Consider the following 19,586-nt stretch of genomic DNA (forward strand, 5'->3'; position numbering starts at 1 on the left):
TGCGATTTGTGGTATTTTAGTCTCTGAAAATAATCGTCGAATACACTCACAGAATTTAGTTAACTCAATACGTTAAACAGACAACATTATGACTGATAAGCAAAGTTTCGAATCTCACACCCCTATGATGCAGCAGTATCTAAAACTAAAAGCACAACATTCAGACATACTGCTGTTTTATCGCATGGGTGACTTCTACGAACTGTTTTTTGATGATGCTAAAAAAGCGTCTCAATTGTTGGATATTTCCCTCACCAAACGAGGGCAATCTGCGGGGCAGCCGATCCCTATGGCCGGCGTTCCCCACCATGCTGCCGAGGGCTACTTAGCCAAATTAGTACAAATGGGTGAATCCGTCGCCATTTGTGAACAAATTGGCGACCCTGCGACCAGTAAAGGGCCGGTTGAGCGCCAAGTTGTACGTATTGTCACGCCAGGTACTATCACCGATGAAGCGCTATTAAATGAAAGGCAAGACAACCTATTAGCAGCGGTATGGCAAGACCAACAAGGCTTCGGGTTTGCCACATTAGATATCACTTCAGGCCGTTTTATTATCAGTGAAATCGCCGACGAAGAAGCATTACAAGCTGAACTTCAACGCTCGCGCCCTGCCGAACTTCTATACCCTGAAGACTTCGCCAGTATAGCATTAATTGAACACAATAAAGGCCTACGTCGCCGCCCATTGTGGGAATATGAGCTCGATACTGCAAAACAACAGCTCGGTTTACAGTTTGGTACGAAAGATTTAATTGGTTTTGGGGTTGAAGATGCTCATAAAGCGCTCAGAGCCGCAGGCTGCTTATTACAATATGTAAAAGACACACAACGTACTTCACTGCCCCATATTCGCAGTATTGTGATGGAAAAACAAAATGATAATGTCATTTTGGATGCAGCAACTCGTCGCAATTTAGAGATCACACAAAACCTTGCAGGTGGTACAGAAAACACACTTGCCGCCATTTTGGACATGTGTGTAACCCCAATGGGCAGCCGTATGCTAAAACGTTGGCTACATACCCCATTGCGTAATATTCAAGTATTAAATAACCGCCAACAAGCTATTAGTGCATTGCAAGAATGCGGCTTTGAATTACAACCATTTTTGCGTCAGATCGGCGATTTAGAACGGGTATTAGCACGCTTAGCACTGCGTTCCGCTCGTCCACGTGACTTAACCCGTATGCGTTACGCATTCCAGCAATACCAAGATATTCATCAAATACTGAGCCAATCAAGTTGTTCGTATTTACAAGATCTTCAAAATCGTATTGGCCAATTTGATGAGTTACAAGACTTACTTGAAAAAGCCATTATTGATGCGCCACCTGTATTGGTACGTGATGGCGGAGTTATTGCCCCGGGTTATAACAGTGAACTCGATGAATGGCGCGCCCTTGCTGATGGGGCAACCGACTACCTCGATAGACTCGAAATTCGTGAAAGAGAAAAGCTGGGGATCGATACCCTAAAAGTCGGTTATAACGCGGTTCATGGCTACTATATTCAGGTTAGCCGCGGTCAAAGCCATTTAACACCTATCCATTACGTTCGTCGCCAAACGTTAAAAAATGCAGAACGCTATATTATTCCTGAACTCAAAGAGTATGAAGATAAGGTATTGACATCAAAAGGAAAAGCATTAGCTATTGAAAAAGCGCTGTATGATGAGCTGTTTGATATGCTATTGCCTCATCTTGCTGCGCTGCAAACTAGTGCTGAAGCACTCGCTGAGTTAGATGTCCTAGCCAACCTTGCGGAGAGAGCACAAACTCTAGGCTATGCTTGCCCACAACTGACTGAAAAACCGGGTATCCAAATAACCGAGGGTCGCCACCCTGTTGTAGAACAAGTGCTTAGCGAGCCGTTTATTTCTAACCCATTATCACTATCACCACAACGTCGCCTATTAATTATTACTGGTCCAAATATGGGCGGTAAAAGTACCTATATGCGCCAAACTGCATTGATTACCTTATTAGCGTATATCGGCAGTTTTGTTCCTGCCAGCAAGGCAGTAATAGGGCCAATCGATCGTATTTTTACTCGTGTTGGAGCCTCTGACGACCTTGCTTCTGGCCGTTCCACCTTTATGGTTGAAATGACAGAAACCGCCAATATCCTTCACAATGCGACAGAACATAGCTTAGTGCTAATGGATGAAATTGGTCGCGGGACTTCAACCTATGATGGTCTTTCCCTTGCTTGGGCTTGCGCTGAAAATTTAGTTAATAAAATCAAGGCAATGACCTTATTTGCTACGCATTATTTTGAATTAACAACACTACCTGAAAAACTCGAAGGTGCGGTCAATATTCACCTCGATGCTATTGAGCACGGTGATACCATTGCCTTTATGCACAATGTTCAAGACGGCGCCGCCAGCAAAAGCTATGGTCTTGCTGTCGCTTCTCTTGCAGGCGTGCCAAAAGATGTGATTAAACGGGCGAAACAAAAGCTTAAAGAACTCGAAGTGATCTCAAACAATGCCAATGCGAGCCATGTGGATAGCGCCCAGCTTAGCTTTTTAACCACAGAAGATGTCGAGCCATCTCCAGTATTAACTGCTCTCGCTGAAATTGATCCCGATAAACTCACTCCGCGCCAAGCCCTAGATTGGATTTATCGGTTAAAGGATATGGATAACTAACATGGATGAGTATACGCAATTACTCACACCAATCAGGCAGTTTCTGCAATGTGAAACGCCTGATGCGTGGGTAAAAAAAGCGAGTTTGCCTGAAAACTTGCCCATTATCTTAAAAGACCATTTGTTATGTGAATTAAAAGCCGCGCAAAGTGCGATGTTTTTAATTCGCAAGTATGCTGTCGATAAAGACAGTGCTGCAGTGCTACTTGAATGGTTTAAACCTTATGAATCATTTGCTTATGACAGAATTGGTGACATCCATACATTAAGAAACAAAAATCAGGTTTCTAAACAGATATTGGCAAAAAAACAATCACCTTATAGCCAAGATTTAATTGATAAAATGGTCCTGCTAATCAAAGAGGAACTTCATCATTTTTACCAAGTTCTAGAGATTATGCATGAACGTAATATTCCATACGATGGCATCACTGCAGGCCGTTATGCTAAAGGGTTGTTGAGCCATGTCGACCCCCATGATCCAAAAACCTTAGTTGATAAGCTAATTATTGGAGCTTATATCGAAGCACGTTCTTGTGAGCGTTTTGCTAAATTAGCCCCATTTCTTGATGAGCAGCTGGCAAATTTTTATATTTCATTATTACGCTCAGAAGCTCGCCACTATCAAGATTATTTGCACTTAGCACAATTAATTAGCAAACAAGATATTACTGAGCGAGTTAATTATTTTGGTATTATTGAAGCTGAATTAATTTCGACACCTGATGATGATTTTAAATTTCATAGTGGTGTCCCCATTAACTAAGCTTGTTCTCTATTTTTTACATATAAAAAGTCCCTATAAACCTTAGCTTATAGGGACTTTAACTATCTAATCAACATCCTACATATTAAATAGCGACTCCAGAGTCAGCTCTTCTCCATGTAAAATATCTTTTAATCGCTTTAAACCTTCTACTTGGATCTGGCGAACACGTTCTCTTGTTAACCCTATTTCACGGCCAACTTCTTCCAGAGTTTCAGCTTCATAGCCTAAAAGCCCAAAACGTCGTGCTAAAACCTCCCTTTGTTTTGGGTTCAATTCATATAACCACTTAACAATATTCTCTTTTAAGTCATTATCTTGAATTGTATTTTCTGGACCTGAATCATTATCATCAGACAATACCTCAAGCAAAGATTTCTCTGAGTCCCCTGCAATTGGCGTATCAACAGATGTGATACGTTCATTTAAACGTAACATCCTACTGACATCTTCGACAGGTTTATCTAGCTGCTCAGCGATCTCTTCAGGGCTTGGCTCATGATCCAACTTCTGGGCTAATTCACGTGCAGTACGAAGGTAAATATTGAGTTCTTTAACGATATGAATAGGAAGACGAATGGTTCGAGTTTGGTTCATAATCGCGCGCTCGATCGTTTGACGGATCCACCACGTTGCATACGTCGAGAAGCGAAACCCTTTTTCAGGATCAAACTTTTCAACAGCACGAATCAACCCAAGATTTCCTTCTTCTATCAAATCGAGTAATGCGAGACCTCGATTATTATAACGACGTGATATTTTTACAACGAGACGAAGGTTGCTTTCTATCATGCGCTGTCGTGATGCAATATCTCCACGCAATGCACGTCTTGCATAGAAAACTTCTTCTTCTGCTGTAAGGAGTGGTGAGAACCCAATCTCACTAAGATAAATTTGAGTGGCATCCAGAACACGTTGATTTGTGTTCTGGAGTAAATCCATTTCGTCATCTAGCTCAGTAACCAGATCCTCTTCTTTAAACTGACTCTCGTCAAAAGTGTCATTTAAATTACTTTCATCGAGGTCATTATATAACTCGTTAACTTTCAGCGAACTTTGGCTCATCAGTGACTCCTACCCTAGATAATGCGGACAGAATGTCAAAGCACTCTGCCCAGTTTATCGTTGCGGCAAATAGCGCAACGGGTTTACTGATTTTCCCTTGTAACGAATTTCAAAGTGTAGTCTAACCGAACTAGTTCCAGTACTACCCATAGTGGCTATTTTTTGACCCGCAGTGACATCCTGCTGATCACGCACAAGTAACGTATCATTGTGAGCATAAGCACTTAGATAGTCATCGTTATGTTTTATAATTATTAGATTTCCGTATCCACGCAAAGCATTACCTGCGTAAACGACTTTTCCTGGCGCAGCAGCAAGCACAGCTTGACCACGAGAACCGGCTATATCTACCCCTTTGTTCCCGCCTTGAGCATCAGAGAAACCTTCAATCATTTTCCCTTCAGCTGGCCAACGCCATTTTATTGACGAATTATTCGTACTGCTGACTGCGGTAGAAGCGGTTGCTGTCGAGGTTGTTGTTGTCGTTGAAACTTGCGTTGCAGGTTTCTTATTATTAGGCAACATCTTACCTGAAGTTTGACCACCACTGTTTGCAGGATACTCATTAGTTGTTCGAAGATCAACCGCTTGCTGATGACTATTTGATGAATTTGCCGCTAATTGAGTGTTCGAGTTCACATTTGTGTTACCAATATTAATAACCTGCCCTACATTTAGGCTGTAAGGTTCTGGAATATTGTTTCTCGATGCTAACTCACGGAAATCATTACCGGTTAAGTATGCAATATAGAATAATGTGTCACCACGCTGCACCGTATAACTATTACCGCTATAACTGCCTTTTGGAATACTGCCATAGTCACGGTTGTATACAATGCGCCCTTCACCATTAGTTGTTACCGGCGCTGAACTACGGCTGACAGGCTGAGTGTTAGTATTACTTGATAAATTTGGACGAGACGACGGCATTGCCGTGCTCATACCCGTATTTGGTGACGAGGCCGGTGTCGTCCTTTGCACCGTCTGTTGGCTAGACTGGCTATCATTCACACTCGAAATAGGTGCCGCTGTATGATACGGTGTAGAACAACCTGCCAATAGCGCTCCGCTAAATGAAAAGATGACGGCCCATCGAATTCTGCTTATAGGGCTAACAATTTTCATGCTTCTTCTCCCGTGAAGAAAAATCTGACGCGACAATTCAAAACAATGTCAGCAATAGAGTTATCATAAAATATTTCACTTATTAAAGCAGAAATACAAAATAGTGAACAAGTTAAATATATTAAAAATATAACAATTTGAGAGTATGACCTAACGCTTTAAGCTATTCCCCCAAATTCAGCTGGGTAAAATATCATATTTGGAATAGTTTTACTGCTATTTGGGTTAATAGAACCTTTGCAATGATATTTTATTTAAATCGATTATAAAAATAATCAGACTTTGATTAAATACCATTACAAATAGGTTAAAGGAGGTCACCGGCAACCAATGGGACAAAACGGACTTTTTCAATAACATTAGTATGGTAATCATTACCACGTCGAGTAATTAGCTTCAATGCTTGTTCTTTATCACCGACAGGTAAAACCATTCGCCCGCCATCTTTTAATTGCCCTAATAATAGAGCCGGTATTTCTGTTGGTGCCGCAGTAACGATAATAGCATCAAAAGGCCCTTTAGATTGCCAACCTTCCCAGCCATCTCCATGACGCGTTGAAACATTATGTAAATCAAGCTGTTTCAAACGCCGTTTTGCAGCCCATTGCAAGCTCTTCACCCGCTCAACAGAAAAAACATGTTTAACTAAGTGTGCCAATACTGCTGTTTGATACCCTGAGCCTGTCCCTATCTCAAGAACGTGATCATTCGGAGCTAAAGCCAGTAGCGCCGTCATTTTAGCAACAATATACGGCTGAGAAATAGTTTGCCCATGCCCAATAGGTAATGGGATATTGTCATAGGCTTTATGGGAGAGCGCTTCATCCACAAACCGTTCCCGAGGAACGAGTGAAATGGCATCTAATAGGCGCTCATCGTGAATTCCCTGTTGGCGTAATTGAGCCAAAAGTTCTTTCATGAGCCCTGTTTTCATTTTACTGACACTCCTGATTTTTCGAGCCACTCTTCTACTAATGAATGTGCTTTATAAGCGGTTAGATCAACTTGTAATGGGGTGATGGAAACATAGCCATTTTGCACAGCTTCAAAATCCGTTCCAGGGCTGGCATCACGAATTTCACCAACAGGCCCTAACCAATACAGTGTATTCCCTTTCGGGTCTTCTAAACTATACACCTCAGAGGCGGCGTGACGGCTGCCACAACGAGTGACTTTGATTCCTTTAATCTCTTCGTACGGGATATCAGGTACATTTATATTTAAAATATTGCCTGCTCGCAATGGGTTCTTCTGTAAGAGCGCTAAAATATCGCATGTCACTTTAGCGGCACTTTCGTAATGCGTTTCGCCATCTAGCGATACCGCAATTGAAGGTAAACCTAAGTGGCGGCCTTCCGTTGCCGCTGCAACCGTGCCTGAGTAAATAACATCATCCCCTAAATTAGGGCCACAGTTGATACCAGATACAACAATATCAGGGCGTGGACGTACCACTTTATTCACCCCAATATAGACGCAATCTGTCGGTGTGCCTTCTTGTACAGCAAGGTCACCATTACTTAGCGTCTGAATTTTAAGTGGTTTATCTAATGTTAATGCGTTCGAAGCCCCACTTCGATTGCGGTCAGGCGCAATCACTTGAACATGATAATATTGGCGTAACGCAGCCGCAAGGGTTTGAATCCCCGGCGCATTTACCCCATCGTCATTACTCAATAAAATCTTTAGCATCGACATTATCCTGCCCATTTTGATTAATAATTTCTCTCACAACACTGGTTGCAAAACAACCCGAGTTTAAGAAAAAATTCAGTTTTACCGTCGAGTTATCCAACCATTCCCACTGTAAATTTTGTGGTTTAACAACTACCGCCCGTCTAGCTGAAGAAACTCGTTCGCGCTGCATTAAAGAGATAACGGGTTTATAATCCACTAAACACTGGGTTTCAAATGCCAGTGCTTCATCCTGAGTTCCCAATTCCCCATCACCTGGTAATGGCGCTGTAATACTTAATTCATTGGACTCCAAGCGAGGTTGCAATGTAGCAAATTCATCTTGTGTCGCGACAAACCAACTTCCTCTGCCGGTTAATTGCAACGCATCACCCAACATTACGTGTTGAGCGGTATTATTTGCAATACGTTCGCTTGCCACATGATTAAACATTGCACTACGTGCAGCAGAAAGATAAAAACTGCGCTTGTTGCGTTCACGTACGTTGATTTCTTGGTTTGCCCAACGCAACGCTTGCGTTAAATTTTGCCCATCGCGCCCAAAACGTTGTTCACCGAAGTAATTAGGCACCCCTGATAATGCAACTTTCTGTAAACGTTGCTCAACGTCTTTTGCATCTGAAATATCACGCAAGGTTATTTCGAACTGGTTTCCTTTCAAGGAACCAATACGTAATTTGCGTTTTTGCCGAGTGACAGCCAGTATTCGGCAGCCTTCGAGTTGCCAAGTCGAAAAAACAGGTGTTTCTTTACCTGGCATTTGCAGGCAAAACCACTGCTCCGTTACTGCATGCCTATCTTTTAAACCTGCGTAACTGACCGCTCTCGCTGAAATTTTAGCAAATTTTGCTAGTTGTTCAGCAACAAATACCGTATTGCAGCCTGTTTTTTCCACACGAACCATAACATGTTCGCCTTCGCCATCTAACTCAAAGCCTAAATCTTCTTTGACGATAAAATCTTCTGGGACACTTTTTAATGTGCCAGAAGACAATGGCTTACCATGCAGGTACTGAACATTCATTACTTTCATTACTATTATCTTTTATTAAAAGAACAACTGCAGCACAGGCAATGCCTTCTTTACGCCCCACAAAACCTAATTGCTCGGTTGTGGTCGCTTTCGCATTGACATCATCCATGTGGCACTCAAGGTCTTCGGCAATATTCACACGCATTTGCGCGATATGTGGCAACATTTTTGGTGCCTGTGCCATGATGGTAATATCAATGTTACCAATGCGATACCCTTTGGCACGCACATGGCAAAACGCGTCTCTCAATAAGACTCGGCTATCCGCCCCTTTATATGCTGGGTCAGTATCAGGGAACAATTTACCAATATCCCCTAATGCAGCAGCGCCGAGAATTGCATCAGTTAACGCATGCAATACCACATCACCGTCAGAGTGCGCGAGCAAACCTTGTTCATAAGGGATACGCACGCCACCAATGATAATAGGGCCTTCGCCACCAAATTTGTGTACGTCAAAACCGTGTCCGATTCTCATTTTTTTTCCTTAATTGTTCATTCTTGAAAGATAAAATTCCGCTAAAGTGAGGTCTTCTGGGCGCGTCACTTTTAAATTATCAGCGCGGCCAGCAACTAACACTGGTTGGTGGCCGCAATACTCTAGCGCAGAAGCTTCATCTGTGATCACAGCGTTTTCTTTCAAGGCCTTACTTAGACAGTCCCGTAATAATGTTAACGGAAAAAATTGTGGTGTGAGCGCATGCCATAACGCTTCACGTTCAACAGTGTGGTCAATTAATTGACTCGCTATTGAGCTGCGTTTCATGGTGTCGCGTACGGGGGCTGCGAGGATCCCACCACAACAATTTTTTTCCGCTGCTAATTGAATAATTTCATTTAAATCTGATTGATGGAGGCAGGGACGCGCCGCATCATGCACTAATACCCAGCAATCTGAAAAATTGGGGTTAGTGATTAAAAAATCCAGGCCTGCTAATACTGAATCAGCACGTTCTTTGCCACCAATAACCGTCGTTACTCGTGGGTCATTAGAAATTGCAAGCTGCTGAAAATAATCGTCTTCTGCACTCAAAGCAACCACAATCTCTTGCACTTTATCATTTTCGAGCAATGCGCTTATGGTATGTTCAATGATCGTTTTACCTGCAACCTGCAAATATTGTTTTGGGCACTCGGCATTCATACGGCTACCTACCCCAGCAGCAGGAATCAGTGCAACAATTTGAGGGAGATTGTTTTCTGGGGCATGATTTGGATTTGTCATTGTTGAATTCTTACATCAGAAATTATCAGGCTAATGGGTATACTATTTTGACATCATTTTATTATGTCTATTTCTGGTTATTACTTTCTTTAACCATCCGATAAAATGATTCCCCTGGTTTGATCATCCCAAGCTCAGTTCGAGCTCGTTCTTCAATCGCATCTTGGCCATCATTTAAGTCGTTGATTTCAGCGAATAGCTGTTCATTACGCATTTTTAAACGCGAATTTACAATTTCCTGAGCGGCGACATCATCTTTGACTTGTACGTAGTCGTGTATGCCATTTTTGCCTAACCATAAGGAATACTGTAACCAAGCTAATATCGCAATTAATAGTAGCGTTAATTTACCCATCTTGCCCCCTGAAATGATTTGCTAATCATCCCATAACTCAACGATTGACGCCACTGTGATACTGAAATTGTGATAAAAAGTCAGATTAAGTCGGGTTTGAATACGCAAAATACCGCCTTATTTTACCATCGAATAAAATAAAGGAGGTATTTTAGCTGTATTAATAATCTAGCTGAATGACATGATTGCGCAATAAAAGCGCAATGATTTGGGAAAGAGAATCCGAAATAGGTTGTTGACCATCCAGATGCAGCTCAGGATGTTGTGGTACTTCATAAGGGGAATCAATCCCAGTAAATTGTTTTATTTTCCCTTCTCGTGCTTGTTGATATAACCCCTTAGGGTCTCTCTGTTCACAAACATTTACGGGGGTATCCACATACAACTCAAAAAATTGCTCGGGTTCAAACAAGTCACGAACTTTCTGTCTATCCGATTGGAAAGGTGAGATAAAGGCAGTCGCAACAATTAACCCCGCATCGATCATTAACTTAGCCACCTCTCCCACTCGACGGATATTTTCTTGTCTATCAGCCTCACTAAATCCTAAATCACGGCATAAACCATGGCGAATATTATCGCCATCCAACAAGTAGGTTTTCATTCCCATGGACGTAAGTTGGTTCTCTATTGCCCCCGCTAATGTTGATTTCCCAGAACCTGATAACCCGGTGAACCACAACACAGCACCTTTATGGCCATTATTACTTTCACGTAATTGGCGAGTTACCGCGTGTTGGTGCCAAATAATATGGTTTTCTTTTGTCATCCGTATTATTTCCCACCTAAAACATCACGTGCACCCCAATGTGGGAAATGGCGGCGGACTAATTTGTTTAGCTCTATTTCAAATTCGCTAAAATCACTGTTTTTTTCAAAGACAGGGGTTTGCGTTTCGCGGACTAAACCCGCTCCGACGGTCACATTTGTTAATCTATCAATAAAAATCATTCCGCCAGTGTCTGCATTGCGTTGATAGTTTTCCAGTAACAATGGTTCATCAAAGGAAAATTCGACTAAACCAATACCATTCAATGGCAGCTCTGTCGCCACTTTCTGCGTTAAATTATTGATATCTACTTGATATTGAATATTTTCTACTTTTGCCCGACTGCGTTTTCCCGCAATTTTAATATCAAGTTGTTGGCCTTGAACTAGCGGCTGTTCAGACATCCACACGACATCGACAGAGGCATGCTGTGTGCTTTGTAAGGTTTCATCTTGTGCAACAATTAAGTCGCCACGACTGATGTCAATTTCATCCTCAAGCACTAATGTAATTGCTTCCCCCGGCACAGCGAAATCTTGTAACCCTGAAAATGTCACAATTTCTTTGATTGCTGAGATGGCGCCAGAGGGCAACACTTTAACCTTTTGCCCCACTTCCACGACACCTGATGATAATGTCCCGCTGTATCCGCGAAAGTCCAAATTTGGGCGGTTCACATATTGCACAGGGAAACGCAAAGCTTGCTCCGAGGCTTTTTGTTCCACTTGAACATTTTCCAATATCGATAATAGCGTATCACCTTGATACCATTTCAAATTATCACTTGAATTTACAATGTTATCGCCATCTAGGGCAGAGATAGGTACAAACCATACCTTTAAATCCACAGGCAATTCCATCGCAAACTTTTGGTAATCTTGTTTTATTTTTTCAAAAATGGCTTCACTGTAATCCACCAGATCCATTTTATTGACGGCAACAATAAGATGGCGAATCCCAAGCAATGTACTAATAAAACTATGTCGACGTGTTTGCTCCTGTACCCCTTTTCGAGCATCGATCAACAAAATAGAAAGTGAGCAAGTTGATGCCCCTGTCGCCATATTGCGCGTATATTGTTCGTGACCGGGGGTGTCCGCAATAATAAATTTGCGTTTTTCTGTTGAAAAATAACGATAAGCCACATCGATTGTGATCCCCTGCTCACGTTCAGCAGCAAGGCCATCCACCAGCAAAGCAAGGTCAAGCTTTTCCCCTTGAGTCCCTATCCGCTTACTGTCACTTTGCAAAGTTGACAGCTGATCTTGGTATATTTGGCGGGTATCATGCAGTAAACGGCCGATTAAGGTACTTTTACCATCATCCACATTCCCACAGGTTAAAAAACGCAATAATCCTTTTTGTTGCTGCGCCAATAAGTAAGGTTCTACCCCACCTTGCTGTTCGATTTGATGAGCGATTGATTCATTATAAACGGCTTGTGCCATGATTTTTCTCCTGACTTTGCGTATTCACCTTGCCCACTAAAAATAACCTTGGCGCTTTTTCAACTCCATAGAAGCGGATTGGTCGCTATCAATCAGCCGCCCCTGCCGCTCACTCGTTGTGGAAATCAACATTTCTTCTATAATCTCAGGCAGCGTTTGTGCTTCTGATGGCACAGCTCCGGTCAGTGGCCAACAACCTAATGTTCTAAAACGCACTTTTTGCTGACTAATGACTTCACCAGCTTGTAAGTCAATACGGTTATCATCCACCATTAACAAAGTGCCGTCCCGCTGAATAACCGGCCGCTCTTTTGCAAAATACAGGGGAACAATATCGATATTTTCCAAATAGATATATTGCCAGATATCGAGCTCAGTCCAATTTGATAACGGGAAAACACGAATACTTTCCCCTTTATTGATCTGTCCATTATAGTTATGCCACAACTCAGGCCGTTGGTTTTTAGGATCCCAACGATGAGATCGGTCACGGAAAGAGTAGATCCGTTCTTTGGCACGTGATTTCTCTTCATCACGACGAGCACCACCAAATGCAGCATCAAAACCGTACTTATCTAAAGCCTGCTTTAAGCCCTCGGTTTTCATAATATCTGTGTGCTTAGCGCTGCCGTGCACAAACGGGTTAATCCCTAATTTTTCCCCTTCAGGATTACGATAAACAAGTAGCTCAAAGCCGTATTTTTCTGCAGTTGCATCGCGAAACTCGTACATTTCACGAAATTTCCAGCCGGTATCAACATGTAAAAGAGGAAATGGTAGTTTTCCCGGATAAAATGCCTTGCGTGCTAAATGCAGCATCACGGAAGAATCTTTACCAATAGAGTACAGCATGACTGGGTTAGCAAATTCGGCGGCAACTTCACGAATGATATGAATACTTTCTGCCTCTAACTGCTGTAAATGAGTCAATTTTTTGTCGTTCACGATAGCCCCTTACTTAAGCCAGTTCCAATACGGCACTGCGCCATCTTATATCTTCAGTTTGAGAACCAAACCATGCGAGTTGTTGGTGTAATGCAGCGACTTCACCAACCACTATCAAAGCAGGAGCAGGTGCCTGCTGTGCTAATACTTCAAGTTCATCGAGTTTTCCGGTTACTACTTTTTGTTCACGCCTTGTACCACAGCCGATAACCGCTACAGGGGTATTTTCAGCACGGCCAAATTGAATCAATTGTTCGCTGATTTTCGCGGCCTTCACGGTCCCCATATAGATAGCTAAGGTTTGGTTTCCTCGAGCAAGTGCCTGCCAATCAAGTTCCATCCCATTTTCACGGCAATGACCCGTAATAAACGTAATGCTTTGTGAATGTTCGCGGTGAGTCAGCGGAACTCCTGCGTAAGCGGCTGCACCAATTGCTGCAGTCACACCCGGAACCACTTGAAATGGGATCCCCGCTTGCGCCGCCACTTGTAGCTCTTCCCCTCCTCGCCCGAAAACAAAAGGATCACCACCTTTAAGGCGCACCACTTTTTTACCTTGTTGAGCAAATTTCACGATTAAAGCATTGGTTTCTTCTTGGGAAACACTGTGATTTCCTGCGCGTTTCCCAACACAAATCTTGTCAGCGTCGCGGCGAACTAACTCGAGGATTTCCTCACTCACCAGATGGTCATACAAAACCACTTCTGCACTTTGTAAAACTCGCAACCCTTTTAACGTGAGTAGCCCCGCATCACCCGGCCCAGCACCGACTAAGATTAATTCGCCATGGTTATCAGGCTCATACAATTGACGTTCCAATTGTTGTTCCGCTTCACTGAATTGCCCTTTTTCGACTAGCGAAGCAAAACGCCCACTAAAACTTTTTTCCCAAAAACGTTTTCTTTCACGCATATTAGTAAGTGTTTCTTTGACTTTATGACGCCAGCGGCCGGCTATTTCCGCCATTTTCCCCAAAGAAGTTGGCAACATCGTTTCCAATTTTTCTCTGAGTAAACGTGCTAATACAGGCGCAGTCCCCCCTGAAGAGATCGCCACAATCACTGGCGAGCGATCGATAATAGAAGGCACAATAAATGAACATAATGGTTGGTCATCAACCACGTTAACAAATATTTTTCGTTCATTGGCGTCATAGAAAACCGTTTCATTCAGTAATGCATCATCTGTTGCTGCGATAACTAAAAAAGCATCATCTAAATGAATGGATTGGTAATTTTCAGCTAACCAAACAAATTTATTTTGTTGGTGTTCAGCTTGTAACTGTGTACATAACGTCGGTGAGATGACCACTAAGTCAGCTTGTGCTTTTATTAGCAATTCTGCTTTTCGTGCTGCGACCACACCGCCGCCAATTAACACGACCTTTCGCGTGCGGACATCGACAAATAATGGTAAATAATCCATCTTGCTCACCCATCGTTATATAAACTTATTATAAGAAATAGACAATTGACTATATGGCTTCACGTAATAGGTTTGAAATGACAAAAAGCTCTTTCTTGTAACTTAAAAGCATAAGCCTGAGCTCTTGCACAAAAACACTAAAAACCAGCCAATACCGAACAAAAATACAAGACTTAACGCAAACTTCTAATAATTATGAGAAAAACAAAAAATAATATAAAAATAAGAAATACTTATTTTTAACAAAAGGCATTCCTTTGTAATTAAACAAATATTTTATTTATTCAGTTATTATTTACTTATATTTAATACCCTAAATAATTCGAGTTGCCATTTGAAGTATAACCAATCAATACTCTAAATAATTCAAGTTGCAGCTAGGCGGCAAGTAAATGAGTCGCTAGGAGCATACATCAGTATGCGACTAGTGCGAATGCGCGTAGCCAACAACGCTGCAGATTGAAGTATGACGAGTATAAAGCTAGGAGCATACACCAGTATGTGACTAGTGCGAGTGCGCGTAGCCAACAACGCTGCAGATTGAATTATGACCTAATCAATATTCTAAATAATTCAAGTTGCAGCTAGGCGGCAAGTAAATGAGTCGCTAGGAGCATACACCAGTATGTGACTAGTGCGAGTGCACGTAGCCAACAACGCTGCGGCTTGAATTATGACGAATATTTAGTTTTCATGAAGCCCGCACTCACGCTTTAAACCAAAAAAACGCGTATCTTCTTCATTCATACCCTCTTCCCATTTGCGAGTTGTATGGGTATCGCCAACCGATAAATACCCTTGTTCCCACAACGGATGGTAGGGTAAATCATATTTTGTTAGATATTCATAAACTTGCTTATTATTCCAATCAATCACTGGTAAAACTTTAAAAATCCCTTTCCCGATACCTAGTACAGACAAATTTGCACGGCTTTCTGATTGTTCTCGCCGTAAACCAGAAAACCAGGTTTGTGCTTGTAATTCATGTAACGCGCGCTCCATCGGCTCAACTTTATTCAATTGGTTATAACGCTCAATACCATCAAGCCCTTGTGTCCAAAGTTGACCATACAGCGCTTCTTGCCAAGCTGGTGACTGTTTGGCTCGATACACCTGCAAATTTAAATTCAGCTTATCTGTTAATACTTCAATAAACTGATAGGTTTCTGGGAACAAATAACCGGTATCCGTTAAAATAACTGGGATATTAGGCACAATTTGCGTCACCATATGCAATGTCAGTGCCGCTTGAATACCAAAGCTGGAAGACAACACAAACTCAGTCGGTAAGTATTCAACCGCCCACTCAACCCGCTGCAATGCATTCATTGCTTCTAACTGGGAATTAAACTCAGCGAGATAAGCGACTTGTTGGGGCTTATCGAGTTCGATGAGTGTTGCTAGTTCAAGTCGGCTCATACTGCCTCCTTAACCTCATAAAAATCAACAGCAGAATTCAATACGGGCTTAACAACATTGGTGCGAATAACAAAATCGCCAAATCCTTCATTAGGTAGACGGTTTTTCGCCCAATCACCGATTAACTCATCCAAAATAGCTAAAATCTCTGTACTAGTGATGTTTTCGCGGTACATACGTGGAATACGAGTACCAATGCGGTTCCCGCCTAAATGTAAGTTATATCTATCCATCGCTTTACCGACCAACCCAACCTCTGCCAGCATGGCTCGCCCACAGCCATTAGGGCAACCCGTTACCCGCAAAACGATATGTTCATTGGCAACTTGATGGGCGGCCATGATACTTTCCACTTGACTAATAAATTCAGGTAAAAAACGTTCTGCTTCGGCCATCGCGAGCGGGCAAGTTGGAAATGATACACAAGCCATGGAATTTTCACGTTGTGCCGTAATGTCATCACTCATTAACCCATGAGATCTGGCAATCGCTTCAATTGCCGCTTTTTCACTTTCGGGCACACCCGCAACAATTAAATTTTGGTTTGCCGTTAAACGAAAGTCCCCTTGGTGAATACGTGCAATTTCAGCCACGCCGGTTTTTAATGGTTTATTTTCTAAATCAATTAATCGACCATTTTCAATAAACAATGTTAGGTGCCAACGGTTATCAATGCCTTTAAGCCAGCCAATCTTGTCACCGCGTTCAGTAAATTCATATGGGCGAATAGGTTCGAAAACTACGCCTGAGCGCCTTTCGACTTCAGCTTTGAAAGTATCAACTCCCACTCGCTCAAGGGTATATTTGGTTTTCGCATTTTTACGTTCAGTACGATTTCCCCAATCCCGTTGGGTAGTCACTATCGCTTCTGCAATGGCTAATGTTTTGTCTAATGGAATAAAACCAAACTCACTGGCTAAGCGAGGAAACGTCGCTGTATCACCATGTGTCATTGCAAGGCCGCCACCCACCAGCACGTTAAAACCGATCAATTCCCCATTTTGAGCTATCGCAACAAAGTTCATATCATTTGCATGCAAATCCACATCGTTTAATGGCGGGATCACGACAGAGGTTTTAAATTTTCTTGGCAAATAAGTTTGCCCTAAAATTGGCTCTTCATCCGTTGTCACTATTTTTTCTTTATCTAACCAAATTTCCGCGTAAGCACTAGTGCGCGGTAATAAATGTTCAGATATTTTCTTTGCCCATTCATAAGATTGCTGGTGCAATTCAGATTGCACGGGGTTAGAGGTACATAACACGTTACGGTTAACGTCATTCGCCGTTGCAAGGGCATCTAAACCAACGTGACTTAACATTTGATGGGCAGGCTTTACATCCCCTTTTAAAATGCCATGGAACTGAAATGTTTGCCGATTCGTAATGCGCACACTGCCATACAGCGTGTGCTCTGTGGCAAACTTATCAATATCAAGCCATTGCTTGGGTGTAATAATGCCGCCCGGCAAACGACAACGTAGCATCATTGCATGGCGAGGCTCGAGTTTTTGTTCCGCTCGCTCGGCACGAATATCACGGTCATCTTGTTGGTACATACCGTGAAAGCGAATCAACAGGAAATTATCACCCTCAAATCCCCCCGTTAACCCATTTTTTAAGTCATCCTTAATGGTTCCACGCAAGTAATTACTGTCTTGCTTCATGCGTTCACTGTCTGCGAGTTTACCTTCGACAATTAAGGGCTTTTGTTGTTGTTCATTGCTCATTAATAAACATCCCTCTGATAACGGCGCATTACGCGCAGCTCACTTAAAAATTCATCAGCTTCTTCACTGTCCATGTTCCCATATTGACTGACGATATCTAATAATGCCTGTTCAACATCTTTGGCCATGCGGTTTGCATCACCACACACATAGATGTGCGCACCTTCTTGTAACCATTGCCAAACTTCTTCACCTTGTTCGCGAAGTTTATCTTGTACGTAAATTTTTTCTTGCTGGTCGCGAGACCACGCTAATGAAATATGGGTTAGTAAACCGTCTTTGACATAACGCTGCCATTCCACTTGGTAGAGAAAGTCATCAACAAAATGTGGATTACCAAAAAATAACCAATTTTTTCCTGTCGCACCGTCATTGTCACGCTGCTGTAAGAAAGCACGAAATGGCGCTATCCCTGTACCTGGGCCAATCATGATCACAGGCGTATTTGGGTCTTGTGGCAGTCGAAAATTATCATTGTGCTCAATGAATATACGAAGTTCATCATCCTCATTTAAGCGATCGGCTAAGAAACCTGACGCACCACCAGTACGCGCCTTACCATCAATCTCATAGCGGACAACGCCAACCGTTGCATGAACTTCATTTTCTACTTCAGATTGGGAAGAAGAAATCGAGTACAAACGAGGAGTTAGCGGACGCAGTAGGTCAACAAATTCTTGGGCAGTAGGCTGAGATGCCGCTTGGCGTACCATATCGACGATTGGCGTATTTTGTGCGTAGTGCAAAATAGCGGCTTTATCGCTAATTAATGACAATAGTGCATCGTCTTTTGATAACTGAGCATATTTTTCGACAATCACTGGAGTATTTTGTGTCAGTTCTAATTGATAAATCAGCGCATCACGTAATGAGTGGCGCTGCGAACCAATAAAGACTTCTTCATCACCTTGCAGCCACAACAAAGCGACCAGCTCATCAACTAAAGCAGGGTCATTATCGAACCAAACACCTAGTGCATCACCAGGTTGATAACGTAAACCAGAGTCACCGAGATCAATTTCAATATGGCGAACATCTTTTTGTGAGTCCCGACTGGTGATCTTTTGATTGCTCAGGAGTGACGCAGTTAATGGCGCAGTTTTACTATAAGGTGATGAATGAATTTCATTCACACTTCCTGCTTGAGTCACCAATAATTGGCTATCACTTTGAGCAGGAACGCGAGCTTTTAAAATCTGAGTGAGGCTTTCAACCCACTCATCCGCAATCCCTTGGTATTCAACATCCGCATCAATTCGCTCGGTTAATGACGTCGCCCCTAATGATGCAAGCTGTGAATCGAAATCTTTACCTGCTTGACAGAATTTTTCGTAAGATGAATCCCCCAGCGCAAAAACCGCATAACTGGTTTGTGATAAATTTGGCGCTTTTTTAGAATGAAGATATTTGTATAATGCAACCGCTTCTTCAGCTGGCTCCCCTTCACCCTGCGTTGAGGCTACAACAACTAACACTTTCTCTTGGTTAATTTGTTTGAATTTATAATCCCCTGCATTCACTAAATTCACACTAATTTTTTCACCGACTAAACGCTCTCTAAGCTGCTCTGATAGGCGGCGTGCATTTCCTGTCTGTGATGCAGAGATGATTGTGACCGTATCTTGGGTAACCACAGGCGCACTGACAGATGCATCAACTTGCGTATTCTGATTTACTATTCCCCACAAATAACCAGAAAGCCATGCGAGTTGATGGGATGAAAAATCATCAACGGCCGTCTGTAAACGTGCTAATTGCTCAACAGATATTGGCAGCGCCGCTAATGGCGGCTGTTTTTTTGTCATTATCTTGTAACCCCAGTGTTATTCATCTTTGATTTTAAAAACGACGCCATGTCATTACCCCAGAAAAGACCGACAACCTAACACTTGCTCATTCCCCCAAATAATTAAGGTAATAAAGCAAAAA

17 protein-coding genes are annotated in these 19,586 nt (G+C 42.4%); 2 read left to right on the forward strand and 15 right to left on the reverse strand.

From position 1 onward, the window contains the following. Positions 1-88 precede the first annotated feature (88 nt). The gene (mutS, locus tag SJ312_RS09325; protein WP_319867505.1) at positions 89-2,656 is read left to right on the forward strand and encodes a DNA mismatch repair protein MutS; all 2,568 of its coding nucleotides are present in this window, start codon (positions 89-91) and stop codon (positions 2,654-2,656) included. Position 2,657: 1 nt separating this feature from the next. Further along, positions 2,658-3,422 (forward strand): tRNA isopentenyl-2-thiomethyl-A-37 hydroxylase MiaE, encoded by a 765-nt coding sequence (miaE, locus tag SJ312_RS09330; RefSeq protein WP_319867506.1) that lies wholly within the window; start codon positions 2,658-2,660, stop codon positions 3,420-3,422. Positions 3,423-3,500: 78 nt separating this feature from the next. Here the strand turns inward: miaE and rpoS are convergent, their stop codons facing one another. The 15 genes from rpoS to cysJ all read right to left on the reverse strand — a co-directional run bounded on the left by rpoS (position 3,501) and on the right by cysJ (position 19,462). Further along, the gene (gene rpoS, locus SJ312_RS09335) at positions 3,501-4,487 is read right to left on the reverse strand and encodes an RNA polymerase sigma factor RpoS (protein WP_004260723.1); all 987 of its coding nucleotides are present in this window, start codon (positions 4,485-4,487) and stop codon (positions 3,501-3,503) included. A 54-nt stretch (positions 4,488-4,541) separates the two neighbouring features. Further along, positions 4,542-5,612, reverse strand: coding sequence for a murein hydrolase activator NlpD (gene nlpD / locus SJ312_RS09340; RefSeq protein WP_094960916.1), 1,071 nt, complete (start codon positions 5,610-5,612; stop codon positions 4,542-4,544). A gap of 307 nt (positions 5,613-5,919) precedes the next feature. Beyond that, the gene (locus tag SJ312_RS09345) at positions 5,920-6,546 is read right to left on the reverse strand and encodes a protein-L-isoaspartate(D-aspartate) O-methyltransferase (protein WP_004260727.1); all 627 of its coding nucleotides are present in this window, start codon (positions 6,544-6,546) and stop codon (positions 5,920-5,922) included. Next, positions 6,543-7,304 carry a 5'/3'-nucleotidase SurE gene (gene surE, locus SJ312_RS09350; RefSeq protein ID WP_004260729.1) on the reverse strand — a complete coding sequence of 254 codons (762 nt, stop codon included), beginning with the start codon at positions 7,302-7,304 and terminating at the stop codon, positions 6,543-6,545. The genes SJ312_RS09345 and surE overlap by 4 nt, the downstream gene beginning before the upstream one ends. Beyond that, positions 7,282-8,340, reverse strand: coding sequence for a tRNA pseudouridine(13) synthase TruD (gene truD, locus SJ312_RS09355; RefSeq protein ID WP_319867509.1), 1,059 nt, complete (start codon positions 8,338-8,340; stop codon positions 7,282-7,284). Before truD ends, surE begins: the two co-directional genes overlap by 23 nt. Continuing rightward, a complete protein-coding gene (gene ispF / locus SJ312_RS09360; RefSeq protein ID WP_004260732.1) occupies positions 8,306-8,818 on the reverse strand; it encodes a 2-C-methyl-D-erythritol 2,4-cyclodiphosphate synthase in 513 nt (170 codons plus the stop codon). The genes truD and ispF overlap by 35 nt, the downstream gene beginning before the upstream one ends. 9 nt (positions 8,819-8,827) lie before the next feature. Continuing rightward, a complete protein-coding gene (gene ispD / locus SJ312_RS09365) occupies positions 8,828-9,565 on the reverse strand; it encodes a 2-C-methyl-D-erythritol 4-phosphate cytidylyltransferase (protein ID WP_004260733.1) in 738 nt (245 codons plus the stop codon). Positions 9,566-9,632: 67 nt separating this feature from the next. Then, positions 9,633-9,920, reverse strand: coding sequence for a cell division protein FtsB (gene ftsB, locus SJ312_RS09370; RefSeq protein WP_004260736.1), 288 nt, complete (start codon positions 9,918-9,920; stop codon positions 9,633-9,635). A 160-nt stretch (positions 9,921-10,080) separates the two neighbouring features. After that, positions 10,081-10,689, reverse strand: coding sequence for an adenylyl-sulfate kinase (gene cysC, locus SJ312_RS09375; RefSeq protein ID WP_165880038.1), 609 nt, complete (start codon positions 10,687-10,689; stop codon positions 10,081-10,083). Between the two features lie 5 nt (positions 10,690-10,694). Further along, complete coding sequence (gene cysN, locus SJ312_RS09380; protein ID WP_165880036.1) at positions 10,695-12,137, reverse strand: sulfate adenylyltransferase subunit CysN; 1,443 nt, start codon at positions 12,135-12,137, stop codon at positions 10,695-10,697. A 36-nt stretch (positions 12,138-12,173) separates the two neighbouring features. Next, positions 12,174-13,082: a sulfate adenylyltransferase subunit CysD gene (gene cysD, locus SJ312_RS09385; RefSeq protein ID WP_110592298.1), complete on the reverse strand. Its 909-nt coding sequence runs from the start codon at positions 13,080-13,082 to the stop codon at positions 12,174-12,176. Between the two features lie 13 nt (positions 13,083-13,095). Further along, entirely contained in the window at positions 13,096-14,508 is a 1,413-nt protein-coding gene (gene cysG, locus SJ312_RS09390) for a siroheme synthase CysG (RefSeq protein ID WP_110592299.1), read from the reverse strand. A gap of 684 nt (positions 14,509-15,192) precedes the next feature. After that, complete coding sequence (cysH, locus tag SJ312_RS09395; protein WP_165880034.1) at positions 15,193-15,927, reverse strand: phosphoadenosine phosphosulfate reductase; 735 nt, start codon at positions 15,925-15,927, stop codon at positions 15,193-15,195. Further along, positions 15,924-17,657: an assimilatory sulfite reductase (NADPH) hemoprotein subunit gene (cysI, locus tag SJ312_RS09400; RefSeq protein ID WP_165880032.1), complete on the reverse strand. Its 1,734-nt coding sequence runs from the start codon at positions 17,655-17,657 to the stop codon at positions 15,924-15,926. Before cysI ends, cysH begins: the two co-directional genes overlap by 4 nt. After that, positions 17,657-19,462, reverse strand: coding sequence for an NADPH-dependent assimilatory sulfite reductase flavoprotein subunit (gene cysJ / locus SJ312_RS09405; protein WP_004260754.1), 1,806 nt, complete (start codon positions 19,460-19,462; stop codon positions 17,657-17,659). The genes cysI and cysJ overlap by 1 nt, the downstream gene beginning before the upstream one ends. Positions 19,463-19,586: the final 124 nt, after the last annotated feature.

Source organism: Providencia sp. CIM-Carb-044 (assembly GCF_033901115.1).
GTDB lineage: Bacteria > Pseudomonadota > Gammaproteobacteria > Enterobacterales > Enterobacteriaceae > Providencia > Providencia hangzhouensis.